This window comes from Luteococcus sp. (assembly GCF_043424415.1).
Lineage (GTDB): Bacteria > Actinomycetota > Actinomycetes > Propionibacteriales > Propionibacteriaceae > Luteococcus.
This window is the reverse complement of the sequence record NZ_JBHWOO010000125.1, coordinates 1-23,989: the sequence shown is the minus strand read 5'-3', so window position 1 is coordinate 23,989 and position 23,989 is coordinate 1. Positions and strand designations below refer to the sequence as shown.

At 70.4% G+C, this 23,989-nt stretch carries 25 protein-coding genes and 1 tRNA gene; 13 read left to right on the top strand and 13 right to left on the bottom strand.

The window, feature by feature from the left end; all coding sequences use genetic code 11:
* The 4 genes from ACHFFZ_RS07670 to ACHFFZ_RS07655 form a co-directional block, all read left to right on the top strand.
* Positions 1-1,425: alpha-glucosidase (locus ACHFFZ_RS07670; protein ID WP_394276060.1), on the top strand; the 1,425-nt coding region annotated here is incomplete at its 5' end.
* A 769-nt stretch (positions 1,426-2,194) separates the two neighbouring features.
* Positions 2,195-2,716 carry a hypothetical protein gene (locus tag ACHFFZ_RS07665; protein WP_394276059.1) on the top strand — a complete coding sequence of 174 codons (522 nt, stop codon included), beginning with the start codon at positions 2,195-2,197 and terminating at the stop codon, positions 2,714-2,716.
* 53 nt (positions 2,717-2,769) lie between these two features.
* Positions 2,770-3,072 carry a hypothetical protein gene (locus ACHFFZ_RS07660; RefSeq protein WP_394276058.1) on the top strand — a complete coding sequence of 101 codons (303 nt, stop codon included), beginning with the start codon at positions 2,770-2,772 and terminating at the stop codon, positions 3,070-3,072.
* Positions 3,044-5,317: a DEAD/DEAH box helicase gene (locus ACHFFZ_RS07655; RefSeq protein WP_394276057.1), complete on the top strand. Its 2,274-nt coding sequence runs from the start codon at positions 3,044-3,046 to the stop codon at positions 5,315-5,317. The genes ACHFFZ_RS07660 and ACHFFZ_RS07655 overlap by 29 nt, the downstream gene beginning before the upstream one ends.
* Before the next feature lie 42 nt (positions 5,318-5,359).
* Here the strand turns inward: ACHFFZ_RS07655 and ACHFFZ_RS07650 are convergent, their stop codons facing one another.
* The 9 genes from ACHFFZ_RS07650 to ssd all read right to left on the bottom strand — a co-directional run bounded on the left by ACHFFZ_RS07650 (position 5,360) and on the right by ssd (position 12,823).
* Complete coding sequence (locus tag ACHFFZ_RS07650; RefSeq protein WP_394276056.1) at positions 5,360-6,526, bottom strand: AAA family ATPase; 1,167 nt, start codon at positions 6,524-6,526, stop codon at positions 5,360-5,362.
* A 67-nt stretch (positions 6,527-6,593) separates the two neighbouring features.
* Positions 6,594-7,433, bottom strand: coding sequence for a YceI family protein (locus ACHFFZ_RS07645; RefSeq protein ID WP_394276055.1), 840 nt, complete (start codon positions 7,431-7,433; stop codon positions 6,594-6,596).
* A gap of 86 nt (positions 7,434-7,519) precedes the next feature.
* Positions 7,520-7,915 (bottom strand): Rv3654c family TadE-like protein, encoded by a 396-nt coding sequence (locus ACHFFZ_RS07640; RefSeq protein WP_394276054.1) that lies wholly within the window; start codon positions 7,913-7,915, stop codon positions 7,520-7,522.
* Positions 7,912-8,232, bottom strand: a complete 321-nt coding sequence (locus ACHFFZ_RS07635) for a TadE family type IV pilus minor pilin (protein WP_394276053.1) — start codon at positions 8,230-8,232, stop codon at positions 7,912-7,914. The genes ACHFFZ_RS07640 and ACHFFZ_RS07635 overlap by 4 nt, the downstream gene beginning before the upstream one ends.
* Positions 8,233-8,422: 190 nt before the next feature.
* Positions 8,423-8,728, bottom strand: a complete 306-nt coding sequence (locus ACHFFZ_RS07630; protein WP_394276052.1) for a DUF4244 domain-containing protein — start codon at positions 8,726-8,728, stop codon at positions 8,423-8,425.
* Between the two features lie 250 nt (positions 8,729-8,978).
* Positions 8,979-9,701 carry a type II secretion system F family protein gene (locus ACHFFZ_RS07625; RefSeq protein ID WP_394276051.1) on the bottom strand — a complete coding sequence of 241 codons (723 nt, stop codon included), beginning with the start codon at positions 9,699-9,701 and terminating at the stop codon, positions 8,979-8,981.
* 1 nt (position 9,702) lies between these two features.
* Entirely contained in the window at positions 9,703-10,509 is an 807-nt protein-coding gene (locus ACHFFZ_RS07620) for a type II secretion system F family protein (protein ID WP_394276050.1), read from the bottom strand.
* Complete coding sequence (locus ACHFFZ_RS07615) at positions 10,506-11,690, bottom strand: TadA family conjugal transfer-associated ATPase (RefSeq protein WP_394276049.1); 1,185 nt, start codon at positions 11,688-11,690, stop codon at positions 10,506-10,508. The genes ACHFFZ_RS07620 and ACHFFZ_RS07615 overlap by 4 nt, the downstream gene beginning before the upstream one ends.
* Positions 11,690-12,823 (bottom strand): septum site-determining protein Ssd, encoded by a 1,134-nt coding sequence (ssd, locus tag ACHFFZ_RS07610; RefSeq protein ID WP_394276048.1) that lies wholly within the window; start codon positions 12,821-12,823, stop codon positions 11,690-11,692. Before ssd ends, ACHFFZ_RS07615 begins: the two co-directional genes overlap by 1 nt.
* 149 nt (positions 12,824-12,972) lie before the next feature.
* Here ssd and ACHFFZ_RS07605 point away from each other — a divergent pair, with 149 nt between their 5' ends.
* The 3 genes from ACHFFZ_RS07605 to ACHFFZ_RS07595 all read left to right on the top strand — a co-directional run bounded on the left by ACHFFZ_RS07605 (position 12,973) and on the right by ACHFFZ_RS07595 (position 15,852).
* A complete protein-coding gene (locus tag ACHFFZ_RS07605; protein WP_394276047.1) occupies positions 12,973-13,725 on the top strand; it encodes a class I SAM-dependent methyltransferase in 753 nt (250 codons plus the stop codon).
* A 120-nt stretch (positions 13,726-13,845) separates the two neighbouring features.
* Complete coding sequence (gene nhaA, locus ACHFFZ_RS07600) at positions 13,846-15,117, top strand: Na+/H+ antiporter NhaA (protein WP_394276046.1); 1,272 nt, start codon at positions 13,846-13,848, stop codon at positions 15,115-15,117.
* 69 nt (positions 15,118-15,186) lie between these two features.
* On the top strand, positions 15,187-15,852 hold the full coding sequence (locus ACHFFZ_RS07595; protein WP_394276045.1) for a phage holin family protein: 666 nt from the start codon (positions 15,187-15,189) through the stop codon (positions 15,850-15,852).
* A gap of 151 nt (positions 15,853-16,003) precedes the next feature.
* Here the strand turns inward: ACHFFZ_RS07595 and ACHFFZ_RS07590 are convergent, their stop codons facing one another.
* Genes ACHFFZ_RS07590 through nth form a run of 3 tightly spaced genes read right to left on the bottom strand, consistent with a single transcriptional unit; the run spans position 16,004 to position 18,062 of the window.
* Complete coding sequence (locus ACHFFZ_RS07590; protein ID WP_394276044.1) at positions 16,004-16,693, bottom strand: NUDIX hydrolase; 690 nt, start codon at positions 16,691-16,693, stop codon at positions 16,004-16,006.
* Positions 16,690-17,343: a TlpA family protein disulfide reductase gene (locus ACHFFZ_RS07585; RefSeq protein WP_394276043.1), complete on the bottom strand. Its 654-nt coding sequence runs from the start codon at positions 17,341-17,343 to the stop codon at positions 16,690-16,692. The genes ACHFFZ_RS07590 and ACHFFZ_RS07585 overlap by 4 nt, the downstream gene beginning before the upstream one ends.
* The gene (gene nth, locus ACHFFZ_RS07580) at positions 17,340-18,062 is read right to left on the bottom strand and encodes an endonuclease III (RefSeq protein ID WP_394276042.1); all 723 of its coding nucleotides are present in this window, start codon (positions 18,060-18,062) and stop codon (positions 17,340-17,342) included. Before nth ends, ACHFFZ_RS07585 begins: the two co-directional genes overlap by 4 nt.
* A gap of 172 nt (positions 18,063-18,234) precedes the next feature.
* Between nth and ACHFFZ_RS07575 the strand changes: the two genes are divergently transcribed.
* From ACHFFZ_RS07575 to ACHFFZ_RS07565, 3 genes are all read left to right on the top strand, one after another.
* The gene (locus tag ACHFFZ_RS07575) at positions 18,235-18,963 is read left to right on the top strand and encodes a Crp/Fnr family transcriptional regulator (RefSeq protein WP_394276041.1); all 729 of its coding nucleotides are present in this window, start codon (positions 18,235-18,237) and stop codon (positions 18,961-18,963) included.
* 76 nt (positions 18,964-19,039) lie between these two features.
* Positions 19,040-19,204: a DUF4177 domain-containing protein gene (locus ACHFFZ_RS07570; protein WP_394276040.1), complete on the top strand. Its 165-nt coding sequence runs from the start codon at positions 19,040-19,042 to the stop codon at positions 19,202-19,204.
* Positions 19,204-19,662, top strand: a complete 459-nt coding sequence (locus ACHFFZ_RS07565) for a RidA family protein (protein ID WP_394276039.1) — start codon at positions 19,204-19,206, stop codon at positions 19,660-19,662. The genes ACHFFZ_RS07570 and ACHFFZ_RS07565 overlap by 1 nt, the downstream gene beginning before the upstream one ends.
* Positions 19,663-19,791: 129 nt before the next feature.
* Here the strand turns inward: ACHFFZ_RS07565 and ACHFFZ_RS07560 are convergent, their stop codons facing one another.
* Positions 19,792-20,094, bottom strand: coding sequence for a WhiB family transcriptional regulator (locus tag ACHFFZ_RS07560; protein ID WP_394276038.1), 303 nt, complete (start codon positions 20,092-20,094; stop codon positions 19,792-19,794).
* 223 nt (positions 20,095-20,317) lie between these two features.
* Here ACHFFZ_RS07560 and ACHFFZ_RS07555 point away from each other — a divergent pair, with 223 nt between their 5' ends.
* The 3 genes from ACHFFZ_RS07555 to ACHFFZ_RS07545 all read left to right on the top strand — a co-directional run bounded on the left by ACHFFZ_RS07555 (position 20,318) and on the right by ACHFFZ_RS07545 (position 23,947).
* Positions 20,318-22,861 carry a transglycosylase domain-containing protein gene (locus ACHFFZ_RS07555; RefSeq protein ID WP_394276037.1) on the top strand — a complete coding sequence of 848 codons (2,544 nt, stop codon included), beginning with the start codon at positions 20,318-20,320 and terminating at the stop codon, positions 22,859-22,861.
* Positions 22,861-23,772 (top strand): metallophosphoesterase, encoded by a 912-nt coding sequence (locus ACHFFZ_RS07550; protein ID WP_394276036.1) that lies wholly within the window; start codon positions 22,861-22,863, stop codon positions 23,770-23,772. Before ACHFFZ_RS07555 ends, ACHFFZ_RS07550 begins: the two co-directional genes overlap by 1 nt.
* A gap of 98 nt (positions 23,773-23,870) precedes the next feature.
* A tRNA-Pro gene (locus tag ACHFFZ_RS07545) sits at positions 23,871-23,947 on the top strand.
* The last annotated feature ends 42 nt before the right edge of the window (positions 23,948-23,989 follow it).

Below are 23,989 nucleotides of genomic sequence, written 5' to 3'. Positions count from 1 at the left end.
GGCCTGCACTCGCGGGGCATGAAGCTCGTGATGGACCTGGTGGTCAACCACACCTCGCACGAGCACCCCTGGTTCGTCGAGTCCCGCGACCCCGACTCGCCCAAGCGCGACTGGTACTGGTGGCGTCCCGCCCGCGAGGGCATGACCCCTGGCGAGCCCGGCGCGGAACCCGACGACAGTGCTGCCGCCTTCGCGCCGTCGGCCTGGTTCTTCGACCAGACCAGCGGCGAGTACTACCTGAGCATGTTCAGCCACGGCCAGCCCGACCTCAACTGGGAGAACCCCCAGGTGCGCCAGGCCGTGCACCAGATGATGCGCTGGTGGATCGAGCGCGGCGTCGACGGCTTCCGGATGGACGTCATCAACCTCATCTCCAAGCCCGACGGCCTCACCCGCGGCGGGCCGGTCACACCCGGAGCGGCCGGCTTCGAGCAGATCGCCAACGGCCCGCGGCTGGACGAGTTCCTGCACGAGATGAACCAGGCCGTCGGCCTCACCGAGCAGCACCTGCTCACGGTCGGCGAGATGCCCGGCGCCACGCTGGAGGTGGCGCGCCGCGTCACCGACCCTGCCCGCGACGAACTGTCGATGGTCTTCACCTTCGAGCACATGGACCTCGACTCCGACGGCGCCAAGTGGAACCTGGCCGAGCTGGAACTGCCCACGCTCAAGAAGAACCTGGCCACCTGGCAGGAGGGCCTGGCCGAGGTGGGCTGGAACTCGCTCTACTTCGGCAACCACGACCAGCCGCGCCATGTCTCCCGCTTCGGGGACGACTCCCCCGAGCACCGGGTGGCCTCGGCCAAGACCCTGGCGACCGTGCTGCACCTGCACAAGGGGACGCCGTACGTCTACCAGGGTGAGGAACTGGGCATGACGAACTTCCCCTTCACCTCCATCGCCGACTTCCAGGACGTGGAGAGCCTCAACCACCACCGCCTCGCGACCTCTTCCGGACAGTCCGAGGACGAGGTGCTCCATTCGCTGCGTGCCAAGAGCCGCGACAATGCGCGCACGCCGGTGCAGTGGAGCGACGAGGACCAGGCCAGCTTCACCACCGCGAGGCCGTGGCTCGCGGTCAACCCGAACCACACCGAGATCAACGCCCAGGCCCAGTACGACGACCCCGGCTCGGTCTTCAACCACTACCGGCGCCTGATCGCGCTGCGCCATGAGGTGGAGGTGGTGCGAGAGGGCCGCTTCGAGCTGCTGCTGGCCGACCATCCGCAGCTGTGGGCCTTCACCCGCACCCTGGACGGCGGCGAGCGCCTGCTGGTGCTGGCCAACTGCTCCTCACAAGGGGTGGAGATTCCTGCGGAGGGCCTGCCGTCGAGCCAGGGGGCGGAGCTGCTGCTCGGCACCCATGAGGGCCAGGATCCGGCACGGCTGGAGCCGTGGGAGTCGCGGATCCTGCGGCTGGCCTGAAAGGTCCAGGCGAGGACCGGGGACGGTCATGCCACCCGGCGGCCCGTCCCCGGCACGGGCCAAGAGTCCGCTCAGGCCATCCCCAGGTGGCGGGCCAGACGGCGCGACCCCTGCGGAAAAACAGGATCCGTCCCCCCGCCCCGCCGCGACAACCCACCACCCCGTCTCCTCCACGAAAACTGCGGGACACCTGACTGGGCTATCTTCGATCCCGAGCGAGGTGCAGGGGCACCTCGCACGTCCCCCTGGGCACGAGCTCGGGGAGAACCATGTCAGCACGCCTGCGCACCTGCGTGTCCACCACCGTTCTGGCCCTGGCCGCTGCCATGGGGCCTCTGGCCGCGCCGGCGCAGGCCAACCCTGCCGACTACCGCGTCGTGGACCGTGCCGAGACCGACGGCCTCACCGCCGATGCCCTGCCCACCACCCAGATCGACGGTGTGGCCTACACCCAGGCGATCGCCGGCACGACCGTCTTCGTCGGTGGCGACTTCGCCAATGCCCGCCCCGCCGGCGCCGCGCCCGGTACCCAGCTGACCCCGCGCGCCAACCTGCTGGCCTATGACCTGGTCACCGGCGAGTTGCGCAGCGAGCTGAGGTTCGACACCAACGCCACCGTCAAGGCGCTGGCCCTGTCGTCCGACGGCAGTCGGCTCTACGTCGGCGGCTCCTTCACCAGCATCACCGGCCAGACCCGCTACCGCCTCGCCGCGATCGACATCGCCACCGGAGCCGTCGTGCCCGGCTTCGCCCCACCATCAACGCCACCGTGGACGCCATCGCCGTCACCGACGACGCCGTCCACATCGGCGGCAACTTCAACCTCGTCAACGGCACCACCCGGCGCGGCAGCGCCGCCCTCTCGGCAACCGACGGCAACGTCCAGCGCTGGGACTTCAACCAGGTCGTGCACAATTCCGGCATCAATGCCGGCATCTACAGCCTTGGCACCGACGGCCGAAACATCATCGCCACCGGCTACAGCTACCTGTCGGGCCAGTTCGAAGGGGCCGCCCTGATCGAACCCGGCACCGGCGCCCTGGCCTGGATGGCCGACTGCCACGGCGACTCCTACTCCGCCGCCGCGGGCCACGGCCTGGTCTACGTCGCCAGCCATCACCACCACTGCGACAACATCAACTCCTTCCCGCAGGTCAACAGCACCACGTTCAAGTACGCCCAGGCCTTCACCTATCAGGCCACCGGCACCGCCCAGCAGGGCCTGGCGCGCTTCGCCCGTCCCGCATCGCCCCTGGCCAGCAGGGCCCGCTCGAGGGCGGTACCGAACTGAAGCCCACCATCACCGCCGCCCCGACCACACCCTCCGAGACCTGGACCAAGGCCGTGCTGAGCAGCCAACCCACCCACTTCTGGCGCCTGGGCGAGACCAGTGGCAACCGCATGAACGACCAGAGGGACACCAACGCGCTCACCAACGGCATCGGCGTGGCCCGCAACCGTGCCGGCGTGCTGCCCGACGACCGCGCCTCCTGGTTCGACGGCGCCCTACGCTGCTGCTCGTCGCTGAGCCCACCGCCGGCACCGACACCGGCCCGCGCCCCACCCACGGGCGGCGCGGGCCGTCGCCGTGTCAGTGCTGCGTGGCATCCTGAGCCCCATGGCTCTTCCAGCGTGGATGACGGGTGACGAGGTGGTGCACGTGCACCACCGGCCCGCCAGTGCCGGGCGCACCACCGAGTGGCCCGCCTGGCTGCCCGAACCGGTGCGTGCCTCGATCGAGGCCCGCGGGGTGGCCCGCCCGTGGAGCCACCAGGCCGAGCTCGCCGAGCACGTCTTCGCCGGCCGCCACGCCGCGATCTGCACCTCGACGGCCTCGGGCAAGACGCTGGCCTACCTGCTGCCGGTGATGGCCGCCACCGCCGTCGAGGACGGGGTGTTGGGCCGGCCGGTGGAGTCGGTGCGCGCCCGGCTGGTGCGGCGCAAGCACACCGCCCTCTACCTGGCCCCCACCAAGGCCCTTGCCCACGACCAGCTGCGCAGCGCCACCGAGCTCGGCCCCGGCGGGTGGAAGGTCACCTGCCTGGATGGTGATTCCGACACCCAGGAGCGCCGCTTCGCCCGCGACTTTGCCAGCTTCGTGCTCACCAATCCCGACATGCTGCACCGCTCGGTGCTGCCCAACCACTCCCGCTGGGCCGCCTTCCTGGGCAGCCTTCGCTATGTGGTGATCGACGAGGCGCACCGCTACCGGGGTGTCTTCGGCGCCCACGTGGCCGCCGTGATCCGTCGCCTACGGAGGCTGTGCCGAAGCTACGGCGCAGACCCGGTCTTCGTGCTCGCCTCGGCCACCGCCACCAATGCAGGCGAGGCGGGCGGACGGCTGATCGGCGAGAACCACGTCGAGGTTGTCTCCGAGGACGGTTCCCCGCACGCCGCCCGCGACGTGGTGCTGTGGCGGCCCGCCGACACCGCCCCGCACGATGCCGCCCAGGTGATGGCGCGGCTGGTGGACGAGGGCCGGCAGGTGATCACCTTCGTCGCCAGCCGCACCATGGCCGAGCTGATCGCCCTGCGCGCCCAGGACCGGGTCGACTCCGGGGGACGGATCGCCTCCTACCGATCCGGTTATCTGGCCACCGACCGCCGCGGCATCGAAGGGGCCCTGTCCTCGGGACGGCTGCGGGGTGTGGCAGCCACCAATGCGCTGGAGCTGGGCATCGACGTGGCCGGGATGGATGCCGTGGTGATCTGCGGCTTCCCCGGCACCTTGGCCGCGCTGTGGCAGCAGGCCGGACGGGCGGGCCGCGGCGAGCGCGACGCCCTGGTGGTGCTGATGGCCCGCCAGGACCCGCTGGACACCTACCTGTTCGAGCATCCCGAGCTGATCTTCGAGGCGCCGGTGGAGACCACCGTGCTGCACCCCGACAACCCCTATGTGCTCGGCCCACACCTGTGCGCCGCGGCGCAGGAGATGGCGCTCACCGAGACCGACGAGCGCTGGTTCGGACCGCGACTGGCGGCGCTGGCCGACCAGCTGGTCCGGCAGCAGCTGCTGCGCCGCCGCCCCACCGGCTGGTTCTGGACCCGTCCCGAACGCGCGGTCGACTCAATCGACCTGCGCTCGCTGGGCGGGCGGCCGCTCGACATCGTCGAGGCCGACACCGGACGCGTCGTCGGCCAGGTGGAGCGCGGTGCCGCCGACCGCACCGTGCACCCCGGCGCGGTCTACCTGCATCTGGGCGAACAGTGGGTGGTCGACGAGTACCAGCCCGACCAGTTGCAGGCGCTGGTGCACGCCGAGAGCCCCGGTTACTTCACCCAGCCCAAGAGCCTGTCCGAGGTGAGGATCCTCGCCACCACGGACTCGCGCACCTTCGGCCACGGCATGGTGCACCGCGGCGAGGTGGAGATCACCGAACAGGTCATCGGCTACCTGCGCCGAGACGAGCAGACCGGCGAGGTGTGGGACCAGACGCCGCTGGAGATGGACGAGCACGTGCTGCGCACCCGGGCGATGTGGTGGACGCTGCCCAGCGAGCTGGTGCAGCGGATGGGGCTCGACGCCGTGCAACTGGCCGGCGCCGCCCACGCGGCCGAACACTGCGCCATCGGCCTGCTGCCCATGTTCGCGCCCTGCGACCGGTGGGACATCGGCGGCGTCTCGACGATCCTGCACCCCGACACGAACTGCTGCACCATCATCGTCCACGACGGCCACCCCGGCGGGGCGGGTTTCGCCGATCGCGGCTACGAGCGCGCCGAGGAATGGGCGCTGGCCACGCTGGAACGGCTGGAGCAGTGCACCTGCGAGGGTGGCTGCCCGCGCTGCATCGTCAGCCCCAAGTGCGGCAACGCCAACCAGGTGCTCGACCGCGACGCGGCCCGTCGCCTGATGGCCTCGCTGCTGGGGATCGACGACTTCTGCGCCTGAGCTGCCCTGCCGGCTTGCCCCTGTCGGCTTGGGGGACTCGGTCTAGCGGCTCCCCCAGTCCCACAGGGGCCGGTCGAAGACCCCCCGGCCCGCCACCAGCGTCTCGCCGAGGTCCTTGACCAGTTCGTGGTGCTCCAACTCGTCACCGAGGGCCTCGCGGAGCCCCGCGGCCAGGGCGGTGGAGTGGGAGACGACTACCACTTGGCTGCGACGGCTGGCCTCCACCACCATCCGGCACAGGGCGGGCAGCATCGACGGGTGGAGGCTGGTCTCGGGCTCGTTGAGCACCAGCAGGCCCGGTGGGCGGGGGCTGAGCAGGGCGGCGGCCAGCAACAGGAAGCGCAGGGTCCCGTCGGAGAGGTCCTCGGCGGTCAGCGGGCGCAACAGCCCGTGCTGTTCGAAGCGCAGGTCGAGCCGGGTGCCGTTCTCCTCGACGTAGACGTGGCCGCCGGGGAAGGCAGCGGCGACGGCAGATCCGAGGTTCTCGGCATAGGCGGATTCGAGGATGGTCTGCAGTGCGGGTACGAGGTCGGATCCGTCGGCGGCCATCACGGGGGTCCAGGTCTTCACCTGGGACTGCCGGGCCGGGGCGGCGGGATCGGTGCGGAAGGCATCGTAGAAGCGCCAGCCGCGTACCTGGCGACGCACCGCGAGCAGTTCGGGGTACTGCTCGGGATCGGCGAGCTCGTTGAGCATGCTGAACTGCTCGGGCAGCCCCTCCATCACCTGCTGCCAGCGATGGTGGCGCACCTCGACGACGGAGCGCCTTCTCCGTGCCAGCGTGCTGGCCGGACGCATGAGGGGCCCGGAGAAGACCACTTCGCGCTTGATTTCGGGATCATTGGTGAACATGGTCCGCCTGGGGGTGGGCAGGCCGATGTCGATGAGGTAGCCGAGCTCGTCGCTGGCGAAGCCGAGCCCCAGGCTGACCGGCTCCAACCTCTTGGCCTTGCCCTGCACGGGAACCTCGCCGTCGCGCATGGCCTTGCTGATCACCTCCGGCCCTGCCCACAGGACACTGGCCAGCCCACCCTGCCGGGCCAGTGACGGCACCAGCGCACCGTTGGCAGTGCCGGACAACAGTTCCAGGGAGCGGTAGAGACTCGACTTGCCCACGCCGTTGGCACCGGTGACCAGGGTGACCCGTCCAAGGGGAACGACCAGATCTCGCAGGCTGCGAAAGCCCTTCACTGCGATGGTGGTGATCATGCTGCGAGCCTAGGAGCCCGCTGTGACACTTTCCCGCGCAGTGCCGTGGCAACGGGTCGTGGGGCGGTCACCGGCTGTGACGTCGCAGCAAGGCGCCCAGGCGTCCCAGCCGCTGCCCCTGCGGTGCTGCCGCGGCGGGCTCGTCGACGGATGCGGAGCGACGAGGACGGTTCGGGATCGGCTCCTGCTCGACGGGTGCGCAGCGACGAGGACCTCCCGTGACCGGCTCGTCTCCCGACTGCTCGGCCCCTTGACCGTCCGGGAGCGCCCGGCGGGGCCGCTCGGTGTGGGCCACCACGACGAACTGGCCTTCGTCGATCGTGGCGCTGCGCTCCTGCTCGTCGAGGGCGGAGGTCTGGTCGGACTTCTTGACCGCGGAGGCCTCCACCTCGATCCATACCTCGTCGCTGATCAGCCAGCCGCCGGTCTCCAGTGCGGCGTTGTAGGTGAGGCCGTAGTCGGAGCGTCGGATCTGGCTGCACGCCTGGAACCCGATCCGCTCATTGCCGAAGGGGTCGGTGGAGCCTCCAGTCCACTCGAAGACCAGCTCCAAGGTGCGGGTGGTGTCCTTGACGGTGAGGTCTCCCTCGATGCGCACGTGGCTGTCGTCGAGGATCTCGAAGCTGGTGGCGACGTAGGTGATCGCCGGGTAGGACTGCACGTCGAGGAAGTCGGAGGTGCGCAGGTGGGCGTCGCGGTCGGGCACGCCGGTGTTGACGCTGGAGGTGCTGATGGTGACCATCAGGGCCGAATGGGCGCGGTCGTCGCCGTCGATGAGTGCGTATCCCTGGAACTGGTCGAAGGTGCCGCGGATCTTGATCAGTCCGGCATGCTTCACCTGGAAGGACAGGGCGCTGTGGGCCAGGTCCAAGTGGTACAGGCCATGGATGTCTGCGACTGATTGCATGAGTTCCCCCCGGTTCCCGCCGATCCGCTGCCTCCAGCGCCACGATAACCACCCCGGGGCATCGACCCCGCATTTCCCGTGCGCGTTCACTCCTCGGACAGGTGGCCAGCATGGGCCTGGGCCTGCGTCCAGTGGGCCCCTCCGGGAAGGCGTGGCAGCAACTGGGTGCGCACCTCCACTGTGACCCGCAAATCGTCGGGATGTCCAACCACACGGCAATCGCGGACTTCGGCGTGGTTGCGCCGGGCAGCTTGGCGGGCGGCAGTACAGGCGTCCTTGCCGCCGCCTCCGGCCTGGGCTCCGGCCAGCGCCGACAGGTCGGCGGCGGCCCGCACCCGGTGCACGCTCCCGATCCAGCCGACGACCCAGACCCCGAGCAGCATCAAGCCACACAGGGCCAGACACAGGCCGGCACTGACCACCGTTCCGGCACCTCGTTCGTCGTGGCCGCGGGTCACCTGTCCGGTGACCTGCCTCCTCATGCCGTGACCCCGGGTTCGAGGTCGGCGGTGGCATCGCCGCTGAGCTGCACCGGCCCGATGGAGCCCAGGCTGCGCTCCACCTGGACCTTGACGGTCACGGTGCCGGAGGCCGATCGTCGGGTGATCTCGGAGCCCTTCGGCGCCCGGTGCTCGGCCTGCCGGGCTGCGGCCGTGTCTCCGCGGGCGAGCTGGCGTGCCACCTGCGAGGCAGTGTCCTCGCAGCGGGTCTGGACGACCACCAGGGTCAGCACCCAGCAACACAGGGTGAGCACCATGCCCACCGCGAGCAGTCCGACGGCGAGCTCGGCGGTGACCATGCCGCGCTGGTCGCGTGCGCGCCTGCAGTGTGGGGAGCACCGGCTGGTGGCCGTTTGCGGGTTCGCGTGATCCATCTTTTGATCCTGTCGCGTGAGGTGCACGGGGTGGACTGTGGTGAGGCGGCAGACGTGGGCGGTGGCGGGGCGCCGGACGATGCCGGCACCCCGCCACCGCCACGCCGTGGTCGCGTCACTTGATCTGGGCGCCGATCTGGCCGATCAGCTTGGTCACCTGTACGAGCATCTCCGCCTTGAAGGTGCCGTCCTTGAAGACGTTGACCAGCACCATGGCCAGCGCGATCGCCGCCAGGATGCCCACGGCGTACTCGGCGGTGACCATGCCGCGCTGGCAGGTGCGGCGCAGGGCAGCGCGCCGGGGGCTCGGCACGAGCACCGCGCTGGGCGCCAACGGTGCCGCGAAGTCGACGTCGGCGGCCAGGTCAGTGGTGATGGGCTCGGTGGTGATGGGCTCGGTGGTGATGATGGTGGCGGACATGTCCGGTCCTTTCGTCGGGTGACCCGGTTCTCTCCGGGTTCACCAGGAGTGTGGGGATGGGAGCCGCTCTTCGATCAGCCCGATCCGCGCCTGTGGATGAATCCTCGACGGCGATGAGCTGTGGACAGTCGTGATGGGAGGGACTGCCTCTGCCTGTGCACCTCGACATCGCCCGAACGGCTCGGCGGCACGACAGGGCCCCGCCCCGTCAGATGTCGGCGGGAACGGGCCCTGTCGTGTCACCCGCAGGTCACTTCAGGCCGATGGCGCCCACGAGTCCTGCGACGACCGGCACGACGCCGGTGAGCAGGAAGGCGGGCAGGAAACAGGCCATCAGGGGCAGCACCGAGCGCACCCCCATGGTCCTGGCCCGCACCAGGCGGGCGTCGTGGCGTCGGGAGCGCGCCTCGGTGGCGTGCTCGCGCAACACCTCGACCACGGCGCTGCCGGCCTGGCTGGCCGTGGCCAGGTCGCGCGCCACCGGACCCCAGACCGGGTCATCGGCCAAGGACTGCCAAGCCTCCTGTTCCACCAGGCCGATGGAGACCTGCGCATCCACCTGCCCCAGGACGCGAGCCGTGGCAGGCGGCGAGAAGGAGGCGACTGCCGCGACTGCCTGGCGCAAGGGCGAACCGGCTTCGAGTGCTGCTGCCAGCAGGGCCAGTGTCTCGGGCAGCTCTCGCTCCGTCTCCTCCCGCAGGCGTCTGCGGGAGGCTGGCTCGAGACGCATCGCCACCAACACTCCGGTGACGGCACCGATGGGGGCCAGGAGCAGGCCGGTGGCGCCGGGCAGGATCGCCAGGACGATCGCTCCAGCAGCCGCTCCGGTCAGGAGTTCACGGGCCTGGACCTCGCGCCTCGCCGCTGCAGGGCGCGGACGTGGCTGGAGGGCCTCGAGGCGACGGTCGTGGCTGGGCACCAGCAGCCAGGCGGCCAGCGCGACTGCGAGGGCACAGATCAGGGCCGTAGCCATCTCAACCCCTGCTCGCGGCATCGGCCATGTGCTCGGTCCACACCACTCCGGCACAGGCCAGCGCCACCCCGGACGCCAGGCAGGCCAGTCCAGGAATGGTTCCGGTCAGGAATCCGACGGGGTCTCCACCGGAGACCATGCCCATGGCGATCCCCACCAGGGGGAGGAAGGCGAGGATGCGGGCGGTGGCGCGCGGGCCGGCCAGCTCGCCGTTGACCACCCGTTCGGTCTCACGATCATGACGCACCTGTTCGCTCACCTGCCAGGCCAGTGCCGAGACGGGCGCCCCGGTGCGTTCGCTCAGCTCCCAGGCCCGGGCCAGGCTGACGAGCCCCTCGCGGCCGGGTTCGGCCCCGGCCTGGCGCAGGGCCTGGGTGACGTCGCCGCCGATCGCCTGGGTGGCGGCCGGGCGTTCCATGCAGCGGCTCATCCGTGCCGCGCGCGCCAGCGCCTGCGAGGGCACCGCCCCGATGCGCAGCTGCCCGGCAACGGTGCGGGTCGCGGCCGCGACGTCCTCGGCATTCGAGCGTCGCAGCCGGGTGCGACGGTGACCGGCCCACAGCACCGTGCCGGTCGCCAGCACTGCTCCCAGCGCGATCCCCCACAGCGCCCCGCGCAGTCCGACGATCACCACGCCGACCCCGACGGGCAAGACCAGGCAGAGGACCGCAGCCACCGACAGCCCGGGGGCCCGTCTGCGCTGGACACCAGCGGGGTGCGCGACGGGATCCTGCCAGCGGGCCTGGGGCCGGGGGCCGACGGCCAGCCAGGCGGCGATCATGCCCAGCAGCACCACGAGGGCGGTCATCGTGCCCACCGCCAACCGGTGGGGGCGTCGTCGATCCCCAGAATCCGGGCGAGTGCAGACCAGCACTGACCGGCCCTGGGCCGCCCGTCGGCGGTGAAGGCGACGGCCTCGCCCACCTCGATCCCGTCCGGCCCGCGCTGCACGATGCCGATCTGGGAGACCCCGCGCCGGCCCGACTCCCCTCGCCGCACGTGCACCACGAGCCGCAGCGCGGAGGCCACCTGGGCGTGGCAGGCCTCGCGCCCCATCCCGCCCAGGGCGGCCAGGGCTTCCAGGCGCGCGGGGACGTCGATGACCGAGTTGGCGTGCACGGTGCCGCAGCCGCCCTCGTGGCCGGTGTTCAGTGCGGTGAGCAGGTCGCAGAGTTCCGCGCCGCGCACCTCGCCCAGCACCAGCCGGTCGGGGCGCATCCGCAGGGCCTGGCGCACCAGGTGGGTCAGGCTCACCTCGCCGACCCCTTCGGCATTGGGCTGGCGGGCCTCGAGTCGCACGCAGTGCGGATGCTGCGGGGAGAGCTCGCGGGAGTCCTCCACCACCAACAGGCGCTGGTCGTCGGGAACCAGCGAGAGCAGGCTGGCCAGCAGGGTGGTCTTCCCGCTGCCCGTGCCGCCACTGACCAGGAAGGCGGTGCGGGTCGCGATGACCGCGCGCAGCAAGTCGGCACATTCCGGCCCCATCGACCCGCTGGCCACCCACTTCTCGAGCGGCAGGCTGCGTCGCGCCGGCACCCGCAGGGACAGGCAGGTGCCGGGATCGGCAATCGAGCCGAGGACGGCATGCACGCGCGTGCCGTCGGCCAGTCGCGCATCGACGCAGGGGCTGGCCTCGTCCAGGCGCCGCCCCACCGAGGCGGCCAGGCGCACCGCCAGCCGCCGCACCTGTTCGTCGGAGTCGAAGCGCACCGCCGCCGCCTCCAGCCCGTGTCCGCGGTCGACGAAGACCTGGGCGGGGCCGTTGACCAGCACGTCGGTGACGCCCGGTTCGTGCAGCAGGTCCTCCAGCGGCCCGGCGCCGATGCTGGTGCGCCGCAGGTCCTCGCAGGTGTGCAGCACCAGCTGGTCGGAGACGACCAGCCCGAGGGAGCGCATCGCCTGGGCGACGTCGCCCGGTTCGTGGGGGCGCTCCAGTGCTGCCAGCCGCATCCGGACCAGTTCCAGCTCCTCCGCTTCCAGGGCCGCCATCACGGCACCACCAGGTTGAGCAGGCCGGCCACCTGGCGGGCATAGCCCCGGCGGCCCCGGCCCACCGGCACACCCTGCTCGACGGCCCGGGTCACCGACCGGTCGTCGCCGATGCTGCCCAGCAGGGCAATGCCCAGCGTGTCGGCGACCAGCTCGGGGGCAATGCGTCGAGCCGCCCCGGTGCGCACCGCCAGCTCCACGTCGTGCAGGCCCAGGCTGGCCGCCCGGGAGCGCGCCGCCACGACGCCGCGCACGTCGGCCCCGCACAGCAGCACCTGCCGTTGCCCGGGCCAGTGCTGGCTCCATCCCCCGTCCCCGGCGCCCTGGTCGAGCACGACGATGTCGTGGGTGCGAGCCAGCGAACCCACGACCGCGCGCACTGCCTCCTCCGCCGGGAGCACCCGGCCGGGCGATCCACCCGGCGGCCCACCCGAGCCAGTGGGTGCGGCCAGTTCCCCGCGGGTGTGGGCGACGATGTCCACCCCCGACACATTCGGTAGTCGTCCCACCAGGCTGTCGACGTGCCCGGCGGCCTGGCGCAGGTCGTGCCAGCGCCAGCCCGGGGCGGTCTCGGCCCCGAAGACCAGGTCGAGCCCGCCGCCGGTGGGGTCGAGTTCCACGACGGCCGCGGCCATTCCCCGCTCCGCGGCCTGCTGGGCCAGCGCACAGCACAGGGTGCTCACCCCCAGCCCACCCGAGCCGCCCACCAGGCGCACCACCAGGGCGTCGCCGTCGGCCTGGTCTCCCTGCCGCAGCACCTGCACCAGCTGGCCGGTCTGCTCGCCCAGCAACAGCACCGCGGCCTGCAGCCGCGCCGACCAGTGCAGCAGTTCGGTGGCCTCGCGCCCCACCAGGTGCACGCCTGGGCGTGGTTCCAGTTGCAGCCCCTCCACCAGGGTGGCCATCTCCACCCCCACCAGGACACTGCTGGCACTGCGCCAGGCGGCGCGCACCTGGGTCGGTTCGCGCAGCACCGACGGTTCCACACCGCAGGCGCTGCCGGCCGCCAGGGTGCTCTCGATGGTCATCGGGTCGCGCGAGACCAGCAGGGGCGCGGTGCGTCCGGGACCTGCGGCATGGCCGGGCCGCGTCCCGGCCTCGGTGGCGGCGCGGCGGTTCACAAGCATCGTCATGCCAAGAGTGTGGAGACCGCGGCCCCGTTCTGGTCAGCCGACCTGCGGCCCTGTGGACGAGTGAGGCTGTGGACAGCCTCACAGGCAGGGCAGCGAGGAAGCGTGCGGACCGGGCCCCACCCTGCACCCCACCCCATAGAGTGGAGTCCATGCCTTCCCCCCAGCGCACCCAGTTCCCGCGCCAGGCCATCGACTGGATGGCCGGCGAGCCCGGCGCGCGCGTGCTCAACATCGGCGGTGGGGCTGCGCTGCCCTCGTTGCTGGCCGGCCACGGCCACCAGGTCTTCGCCGTCGACCGCGACCTGGCCCGGGTGGGGCGGCTGCAGGCCGACGGACGGATGGTTGCCCTCGCCGCCGCGGCGGAGTCGCTGCCCTTCGACCCCTGCCAGTTCGACGCGGTCACCTGCCACCAGGTCTTCCACCGCTTCCAGCCGGCCCGCGCCCTGAGCGAGATCGCGCGGGTGCTGCGCCCCGGCGGCGTCGCCTGCGCCTCCTACCTGACCCGCGACGACTCCGTGCCGTGGGTGCGCCGGCTGGTCAAGCTGCTGCGCCAGGTGGACCCCGAGGCGATGCAGGGCCGCTACGGCCACGAGTCGGTGCAGGCCCTGGCCACCAGCAAGTACTTCCCCGAGGTGGAGCACCGCAGCTTCCGCATCTGGCGGCCGGTCTCGCGGGCGGGGCTGCTGCAGATGGTGCGCTCCCAGAAGGGCGTGGCCGCCCTGGACGACGAGATGCGCGAGATGGTCCTCGGCGAGACCGCGGCGCTCTACGATGCTGCTGCCCCCGGAGCCGACGACCTGAAGCTGCCCTACCAGCTGCAGGTTTGGCGGGCCTGGGTGGACCACGTGGAACTGACCGCCCCCATCGAGATCCACGACACCGGGCTGATCATTCCCCTGTGACCCGACGGGGACCCGGGCAGGGCGCGCTGGCGCGGGCAACCTCCCGCGTCCGGTAGAATTCACCACTGGTGTGCCGGGAAGTCTGGTCGGCGTCCTGTCCGACGACCCCAGGGAAATGCCATGACCGACGCCACCACGCCCACCCCGCCCGGTTCCGGGAAGGACCGCCCCACTGGCTCGGGAGCCACGCGCCAACGCCGCCCCCGCATCGCCTTCGGCCCCGGCCGCGAGGCCGACCGCATCCACCTGCGCGAGATCCTGCGCGGCCAGACCGCCGGCGGCATCCTGATGCTCGTCGCCACCGTGCTGGCCCTGCTGGTGGCCAACGTGGCGCCCGACTTCTACACCGACCTGTCGCACACGCAGCTGGGCCCGCTCGACCTGCACCACTGGGCCGCCGACGGCCTGCTGACCATCTTCTTCTTCGTCGCCGGACTCGAGCTCAAGCGCGAACTGGTCGAGGGCTCCTTGAGCCGCCCCGCCGACGCCCTGCTGCCGATCCTGTCGGCGCTGGGCGGGATGGTGGTGCCCGCCCTGGTCTACGTCGCCATCGCCGTGTCCGGTGGCGGGCAGCTGGGCGGCTGGGCCATCCCGATGGCCACCGACATCGCCTTCGCCCTGGCGGTACTGGCCATCGTCGGCAAGAACCTTCCCAGCGGTCTTCGCGCCTTCCTGCTGACCCTGGCCATCGTCGACGACCTGGGCGCGATCCTGGTGATCGCCGTCTTCTTCTCCAGCGGCATCTCGCTGCTGCCGCTGGCCGGCGCGCTGGCCTGTGTGGCCGTCTTCTGGTTCCTGCAGCGCCGCGAGGTCAACGCGGTGCTGCCCTACCTGGTGCTGGGGCTGGCCGCTTGGTGGCTGATGCACAGTTCCGGGGTGCACGCCACCATCGCCGGCGTCGCGCTCGGCCTGGTGACCCGCACCAATGAGCACGAGACGCACGACACGCTCGACCGCTGGAAGCATGCGGTGGAGCCGTGGTCGGCGGGCCTGGTGGTGCCCATCTTCGCCTTCTTCGCCGCCGGTGTGCCGGTGACGCAGGAGATGATGCGTTCCCTGGTCACCGAGCCGGCAGCCCTGGGCGTGCTGCTGGGCCTGTTCTGCGGCAAGTTCCTGGGCGTGTACATCACGGCGAGGCTCACCGCCCGCTTCACCAGCGCGGAACTCGCCCCGGGGGTGCGGTGGGGCGATGTCGCCTCGCTGGCAGTGCTCACCGGTATCGGCTTCACCGTCTCGCTGCTGATCGCCGACCTGGCCTTCCCGGGCGATCCGTCGACTGCCGAGAGCGCCAAGGCGGCGGTGCTGGCCGCCTCCCTGTTCTCGGCCGTGGTGGGTGGCCTGCTGCTGTCGCGACGCAACCGCTTCCACGCCCCGGAGTCCGCTGAGGGCTGACACGATGTCCCTGCTGGACGAAGAAGCACTAGGCTGGACGAGAACGCAGCACACCTTGAGGAGCTGAGCATGGCCGAACGGCAGAATCCGAAAACCTTTGTCAACAACCTCGTCGTCGACACCAAGTCCGCGGTGAACGACAACATCGCCCTAGCGAAGGCGGAGATCGCCCCCGCGGCGAAGGCTGCTGGCGTTGGAGGCGGCATGTTCGGTGCCGCCGGCTATCTGGGCGCCAATGCGGCCTCGCTGCTCTTCCTGGCCGGTGGCCTGGGCTTCGGCCTGCTGTACTCGCACCTGTTCGGCTGGGGCGTCCTGGCCGCCAGCGCGCTGGGCTTCGTCACCGTGGCCGTCGTCCTGCTGATCCTGGCCGGCATCCTCGCCCTGATCGGCAAGAAGAAGCTGAAGGACGTGCAGCCGCCCAAGCAGGCCATCGCCGAGGCGAAGACCACCATCGACACCGTGAAGCGCTCGCTCACCAATGGCGTCAACCAGGTGGAGGCCGACATCCGCGACCGCAAGGGCCTGTCGAGCGCCCGTCGCGCCGCCAAGGACGACGATGCCGCCACCCGCACCGGCAGCCGCACCGAGGCCGTCCGCGAGAAGGCCACCCACCTGGCCAATGCCGCGGCCGCGAAGGTGAGCCAGGTCAAGGACGGCTCTCCCAAGCCCGGCAGTGATGCCACTGGCGACAGCTTCGGCGGCGCCACTCGCGCCGACATCGCCGCGAAGAACTGATCGCGGGCTGGTCCAGCAGCTCCACGAGGGGCCGCATCCCACCGGGGATGCGGCCCCTCGTCACGTCATGGACCGGTCATGCCATGCACCAGACCCTGTGCAGCCGGCACGGTCGGAGGCCGATGTCTGCGCGGCGGATGCCCCGCGCACGTCAGTCGCGCAGGAAGCGTCGCGGCACCGGCACCTCGCGGGTGCTGTCCCACTCGCGACTCCAGCCGCCCAGATCGAGCAGGATGTCGGTGAGGTGGGCGGTGAAGCCCCAGATGAAGATCTCCCCCATGGTGAAAGCGGGCCCGGAGTAGCCCTGGGGCAGGACGGCGGTGACGCGATTGGCCGGGTCGGCCAGGTCCTCGATCCGGTAGCGGTGCACGGCGGCCACCTCCGCGGCATCCACCGGCACCACCGCATTGTCGGCCTCCCCGTCCCAGGCGGCGACGATCGCGGCGACGTCGAAGGCACTGGCCCGCACGTGCGCCGCCGGCAGCCGGCCCATCACCTGTGCACGGGAGGGCGCCAGGCCGATCTCCTCCCAGGCCTCCCGCAGGGCGGCCTCGACGGCCCCCTCCCCCGGCTCCAGCGAGCCACCGGGAAAGGAGATCTGGCCCGGATGCTTGCGCATGGTGTGGGCGCGCTCGGTGAAGGTGATGTCGAAGTCCTCGGTGCCGATCATCACCAGCACCGAGGCTCGCCGCGATCCCTCACGCGTGGGGCGCCGGTGGGTCACACGCCGCTGGATCTCCTCGGGATCGCTGCTGAGCGCGCTGGTCAGGCCGACGAGCTCGGGGGGCAGCGACCGGGGATCGGCCAGCACCGGCGTGATGGGGCCCAGCGGCTGGCTCACACCTGCACCCCCAGGTATTTCTTGATGTCCGCGCGCAGCGCGTCGGCCGACTCGTAGGCGGTCGCGTCGCGGTGGACGACCTTGCCGTTGGCGTCGACGAAGAGCGTGACGGGCGGGCCCGGGGCCCGCAGCGGGCCGCGGCCAGCCCGGTCAGGATCGGACAGGTGTGGGTACAGGGTCTGGTACTTGATGGCGAAGTCGATCGCCTTGCCCGTGAAGGGGTCGGCATAGTTGATGCCGAGGAAGTCGACCTTGCCCGTTGCCTGGCTCGAAACCTCCCCAAAGGCGGGAGCTTCCTTCTCGCACGGCTGGCACCACTGGGCCCACAGGTTCACCACGCGGGGCCTGCCGGTGGGCAGCCCGGCCAGGTTCACCCTGGTGTCACCACCGAGGCAGTCGAGCGTGAGCGCGGGCAGGCCGCCCTCGACGGCCTTCGCGTCCAGGTCGCTGGCGGGGCACGCCTCGATGCCGGCCTGCTGGCGCGCTCCCAGCACCTCGTCGGGCGCCAAGGAGCGCTGGCTGTCGGGCGTGCCCCCGACGGTGACCTGCGGCACAGAGGGCTCCGGCGTGGCCGTACACCCCCCGGCGAGCAGGGTCAGGGCGGCGGTTGCCACCGCGAGCGGGCGGTGGGCGGGCTGTCGACGGGTCATCCTCGGGGCTCCCTCACGAGCGTGGCGGCAATCACGGGATCGGTCTCGCCCTCACCGAAGGCGGGGCACAGCGTGGCGACGGGGCAGGCCCCGCAAGCGGGGCGACGGGCATGGCAGCGGCGACGCCCGTGCCAGATGACGTTGTGGCACAGCTGCACCCAGTCGGCAGGCTCGAAGAGCTCGCCGACCTCACGCTCCACCGGGTCGGGGCGGGTGGCGGTGGTCCAGCCCATGCGTCGCGTGACCCGCAGGAAATGGGTGTCGGGCGTGATGCCGGGAATACCAAAGGCATTGCCGAGCACCACATTGGCGGTCTTGCGGCCGACCCCGGGAAGGGTGACCAGCTCGTCGAGGGTACTGGGCACCTGGCCGTCGTACTGGTCGACGATCCGTGCCGACAGCGCCAGCAGCGAATCGGTCTTGGCGCGGAAGAAGCCGGTGGGGCGGATGATCTGCTCCACCTCCTCGCGGTCGGCTGCGGCCATCGCGACGGCATCGGGGAAACGTGCGAACAGGGCCGGGGTGATGCTGTTGACCCGCTTGTCGGTGCTCTGGGCCGAGAGCACCGTGGCCACCAGCAGCTGGAAGGGGTCGGTGAAGTCGAGCTCGCAGCGGGCCTGTGGGTAGCACTCGGCCAGCAGGCGGTTCATCTGCTGGGCCCGCTCCTGCAGCGCCTCAAGGCCCTCGGCCGGTGCCGTCGTCCTCCTGGATGCTCCCACCCGGCCAGCCTACCCAGCACGGCCTGTGGCCCAGCCCGGCGTGCCCCGGCGCGGCATGATGACCCCCGATTCGACTGGGACTTCAGCAACTGAGATGCTTTGACCTCTGCCATATGCCATTGGGGGCGTCACTAGCATGAATGCACAGGATTCGTCGGCGAGAGAGGACGACATGCACGAAGACATCCTTGCTCGGCTACCGCTCTTCCAGCGTCTGGAGACGCAGTCCCGTCAAGCGCTGGAACGGGCCGTGCGTCCCATCACGCTGACTCGCGGCGAGGTGCTCTTCCGCAGTGGCGACGAGGCCACCGGCCTGTACGTGCTGATCACCGGCAAGGTGAAGCTGACCCGCCCCTCGCGCCAGCCCCAGCCGCATGTGGCGGTGAACCGTCGCGGCCGGCCCACGATTCCCGCGCCGCGCGAGTCACTGCTCTCGCTGATCGGCCCCGGGGAGATCTTCGGCGAGCTCTCGGTGCTTGACGGCGGGCAGCGCTCGACCACCTCCACCGCGATGCTCGACTGCAGTCTGCTGCACCTGGAGCGCCAGCCGGTGCTGGACCTGATCGAGACCAACCACGATGTCGCCGCTGCCATGATGCACCAGATGGCCCACCGGGTACGGGTGTCCAATGACCGGATCTCCGACCTGGTGCTCAGCGACGTGCCGGGCCGGATGGCGAACCTGCTGCTCACCCTGGGCGATCGCTTCGGCGTGCCCACCGAGCATGGCATCGAGGTGGACCACGACCTGACCCAGGCAGAACTGGCGCAGATGGTCGGTGCCAGCCGCGAGACGGTCAACAAGGTGCTCACCGACTTCGCGGCCCGCAAGTGGATCCTGATGAGCGGTCGTACCGTGGTGCTGCGCGACATCGCCCGTTTGCGCGCCCGCACCGACTGAGGCCCCCCTCGGGAAGTGGGACGTGGAGGCAGGTGCCGGGCCCGCACGAGGACGGGCTGGCGACTAGGCTTGCCGCATGACCAAGTGGGAATACTTCACGGCCCCCGTGCTGAGCCATGTCAGCCAGCAGATCCTGAACAACTTCGGAGCGGACGGCTGGGAGCTCGTCCAGCTCGTGCCCGGCCAGAACCCGGACACGCTGGTCGGCTACTTCAAGCGCCCGCTGCCCGAGGAGAAGTGATGAGAACCAGCGAGAAGCTCGACGAGCTGGGGATCGTCCTGCCGCCCGTGGCCACGCCGCTGGCCGCCTACACGCCCGCCGCGAAGGTCGGCACCCAGGTGTGGACCTCCGGGCAGCTGCCGCTGATCGACGGCAAGCTCGAGCTCACCGGCAAGGTGGGTGCCGAGGTGACGCCCGAGATGGCCAAGGCGCAGGCCCGCATCGCGGCACTCAATGCGCTCGCGGCCGCGGCCCAGGTTGCGGGGGGCGTCGACGCCATCACCCGCATCTGCAAGATCACAGTCTTCGTCGCCTCCGCGCCCGACTTCACCGGGCAGCCGGGGGTGGCCAATGGCGCCTCGGAGCTCTTCGGTGAGGTCTTCGGCGAGCAGGGCGTCCACGTGCGTAGCGCCGTCGGCGTGGCCAGCCTGCCGATCGACGCCTGCGTCGAGGTGGAACTGGTCTGCGAAACCGCCTGAGCACACCAAGGGCCATCGTGGCCGGGGCCGTACCGTCATCGACGGTGCGGCCCTGTGCCCATTCAGGAGGAAACTGGTTCAGACAGTGTCGGCCACCGGCGGGACCTGCTCGGCGCCGAGCAGGTGCACCTAGCGGCGGCGGCGCTCTGCCTCCTTGCGGGAGCTGGACTCATTCTTCTCCAGCACGGTCTGCCAGTTCTTCACGTCGGGCCGCTGGCGCAGCAGGGCGCGGCGCTCCCGCTCGGTGAGGCCGCCCCACACACCCCATTCGATCCTGTTGTCGAGGGCCTCGGCGAGGCAGTCGACGCGCACGGGGCAGTCATGGCAGATATCGCGGATGCGCTTCTGGTCCCTGCTGTCAGGGAAGAGGGCATCCTCCATGCCGCGACACCGGGCGAGCAGCGTCCAGTCGTCCACCTCGTGGGTCGACATTGACCTCACTCCCTTCGACGCGAGGAAGAACCATCAGGGAATACCCCTGGCAGTGCCCCCGAAACTAGCGTCTGACGCGCCGCCTGACAACAGCATCCAGCCCTCGGACATGGGCTGCTTTCCTTGGATGCAGGGCAAAGCCGGATGACAGAGCTTGGTTTTCCTGCGCCAGCAGGCAGTGCGCTCATCAGCAGACGGCACGACCTCACGTAGTCTAGGAATCATGACTCCACGCAAGCCGGGCAGCAATGCCTACCACCTTGGATGGTTCGCCGCGCTCAGTGTGATCTGTGGCCTGCTGGTCGCCGGGTTGATCCTGCCCTATGCGTGGCTGGGCGGCTCCGTGGTGAAGGCCAGCGCCAACTCGTTGGAGTCATTGCCCGCCGAGCTCGAGATCGGCCCCCAGTCCGAGCGCTCCAAGGTGCTGATGAGCGACGGCAGCGTGCTGGCCGAGTTCTACAACGAGAACCGCGTCTACGTGCCGCTGGACAAGATCGCGCCGATGATGCAGACGGCCCAGATCGCCATTGAGGACGACCGCTTCTACGAGCACGGCGCCATCGACTTCCGCGGCACCGCCCGCGCCGCCCTGCGCTCTGCCTCGGGTTCCACCCAGGGCGGGTCGACGCTGACCCAGCAGTACGTCAAGCAGGTGCAGGTGGAGACCGCCAAGTACAACAATGACGAAGAGGCCGCGGCCAAGGCGACCGAGCAGACGCTGACCCGCAAGGTGCGCGAGCTGCGCTATGCCGTCGCCGTGGAGAAGAAGCTCACCAAGGACCAGATCCTGGAGCGTTACCTCAACATCGCCTACTACGGTGCCGGCGCCTACGGCGTGGAGGCCGCCTCGCGCCTCTACTTCGGTACCAGCGCCGACAAGCTCACCCTGCCCCAGGCGGCCCTGCTGGCCGGCATGGTGCAGAATCCGGCCGCCACCGATCCGATCAACAACGAGACGCTGGCGCTGAAGCGCCGTGACACGGTGCTGAACCGGATGGTGCAGCTGGGGAAGATCACCCCGGCCGAGGCCGAGGCCGCGAAGAAGACCGGCTTCGACAAGTCGAAGGTGCAGAAGCCGAAGAATGACTGCACCGACTCCCCCTTCCAGACGTTGTGCTGGTACGTGCGCAGCGTGCTGCTCAGCGACCAGTTCAAGTCGCTCGGCAAGGATTCCGACGAGCGGCTCAACACCTTGCAGCGCGGCGGCCTGACGATCCAGACGCTGATCGACCCGAAGGCCCAGCGCTCCGCCGAGAAGGCCGTGGCCCGCGTGGTCGCGCCCACCGACCCCTTCATCTCCACCTCGGTGCTGATCCAGCCCAAGACCGGGCTGATCGTCGCCATGGCGCAGAACCGCACCAAGCTGGGCAACAAGGACGGCGAGACCTGGTTCAACTACTCGGTCAACCGCAACCTGGGTGGCGCGGAGGGCTACCAGGCCGGATCGACCTTCAAGGTCTTCACGGTCGCGGCGGCCCTGAACAAGGGCATCTCGGCCGATCGTCGTTACAACTCCCCCTCGCCGATGGACTTCACGGGCCAGACCTTCCGCTCCTGCGAAGGCCCATTCCCCGCGCCGGCCTACCGCCCGAAGAACTCCACCGGCTCGGGCAACTTCGACATGACCCAGGCCACGATGCGGTCGATCAACACCTACTTCGTGCAGCTGCAGCGTGCCGTCGGCAACTGTGACGTGGTCAAGATGGCCCAGGCGGCGGGCGTGGAGCGCGCCGATGGCAAGGACCTGCTCAAGGACGAGGTACCCGGCAGCGGTGGCGTGAAGGGCTTCGACAAGGTGGTCTCCTTCACCCTCGGACCGGTCGAGGTGACCCCGATGTCGATGGCCCAGGCCTATGCCACCTTCGCCAACCGTGGCGTGCGGTGTGATCCGATCATCATCAAGTCGGTGACCACCAAGGCCGGCAAGAAGGCCCCCGTCCCCTCGGCCAACTGCAAGCAGACGATCGACCCCCGCGTCGCGGATCGGGTCAGCCAGATCCTGCAGAGGACCATCGAGAGCGGCACCGCCCGCCCCGCCAACCTGGGCGACGGCCGTGACCAGGCCGCCAAGACCGGCACCACCGACTCGGCCGAGGCGGTGTGGCTGGCCGGCTACACCCCCGACATGGCCGGTGTCTCGATGATCGCCGCCGACAAGCAGTCGGACCAGTACAAGGGACGCAAGAGCCGCTCCATCACCGGCCGTTGCGTCCACGGCACCGACTACGGCGGCAGATGCCACGTCCTGTCGGGCTCGGGCTCCGGTGACGCAGGCAAGATCTGGCGCGCGTCGATGAGGGCAGCCCTCGAGGGCCAGCCCCGCACGAAGTTCCACAAGCCGAGCGGTGAGGTGATCGAGGGCAAGAAGGCCACGATCCCCGACACCAAGGGCCTGAGCATGAAGGACGCGATGGCCAAGGTGGAAGCAGCCGGCTTCTCCACCGAGATCGCCTACGAGTACAGCGGCTACCGCGAGGGCACCTACCTGTACTCCTACCCCAGCAGCGGCATCCGGTCGGTGAACCGTCCGATCACCTTCGTGATCTCCAACGGTCCCCGCCCCCAGCCGAAGCCGAAGCCGAGCAAGAAGGCCACCTCGGAGCCCACCAAGAAGGCGACGAGCAAGAAGGCGACGAGCAAGCCGACGGCCAGCAAGACCAGCAAGACCAGCAAGAAGGCCACCAGCAAGCCCACGGCCAAGAAGACCACCACCATCAAGGTGACCAAGAAGCCCACCAGCAAACCCACCGCCACGAAGAGCAACTGATGCGCCCACCGACACGCCTTGCCGCCGCCACCGTCGCGACCGGCGCCGCCACCCTGGGCTATGGCCTGTGGGAGGCGCAGCAGTTCACGCTCAACCATGTGAACGTTCCGGTGCTGCCCGAGGGGCAGGAGCCGATCCGGGTGCTGCACCTCAGCGACATCCACCTGCTACCGCGCCAGAAGGGCAAGCTGGCCTGGATCAGCGCCCTGCAGGAGCTGCAGCCCGACCTGGTGGTCAACACCGGCGACAACTTCTGCTCCCCCGAGGCCATCGCGCCCCTGCTGGAGGCCTGGGGCGGTCTACTCGACGTGCCCGGCGTCTTCGTCTTCGGCTCCAATGACTACCGGATGCCGAAGTTCAAGAACCCGGCGCAGTACCTGGCCGGGCCGTCGAACGTGAAGAAGCACACCACCGCCGAGCTGCCCTACGAGGACCTGCGGGCCGCGATGACCAGCCGCGGCTGGGCCGACCTGAACCACCACCGCGCCACCCTCGAGGTGGCGGGGCGACGCATCGCCTTCCGCGGCACCGACGACGCACACCTGGGCAAGGACGACTACTCGCTGGTGGCCGGGCCGGCCGAGGATGGGGTGGACCTGAACGTCGCCGTCACCCACGCCCCCTACCTGCGCCTGCTCGACGCGATGACCGCCGACGGCATGGACCTGGTCTTCGCCGGCCACACCCATGGCGGACAGGTCTGCCTGCCCTTCAAGGGGGCGCTGGTGACCAACTGCGACCTGGACACCGAGCGGGTCAAGGGACTCAGCACGCACACCGCCGCCGGACCCGACGGGGAACCCCACACCAGCTGGCTGCACGTCTCGGCCGGGCTGGGTTCGTCGCCCTTCGCGCCCTACCGGATCGCCTGCCGCCCCGAGGCCACGCTGCTGACGCTCGTCGCCCGCTGAGGGGCACCGTAACCGGCACTGGTCCTTGCTGCACGGGGATTGGCCTTCACTCCTCAGTGGGTATAGAGTGGTCCACGGCCTTCGGGCCAGACAAGTGCCGGGGTGTGGCGCAGCTTGGTAGCGCGCGTCGTTCGGGACGACGAGGTCGCAGGTTCAAATCCTGTCACCCCGACCAGCACACAGTGCGTGGGTTTCTTCGGAAACCCACGCATTTGTC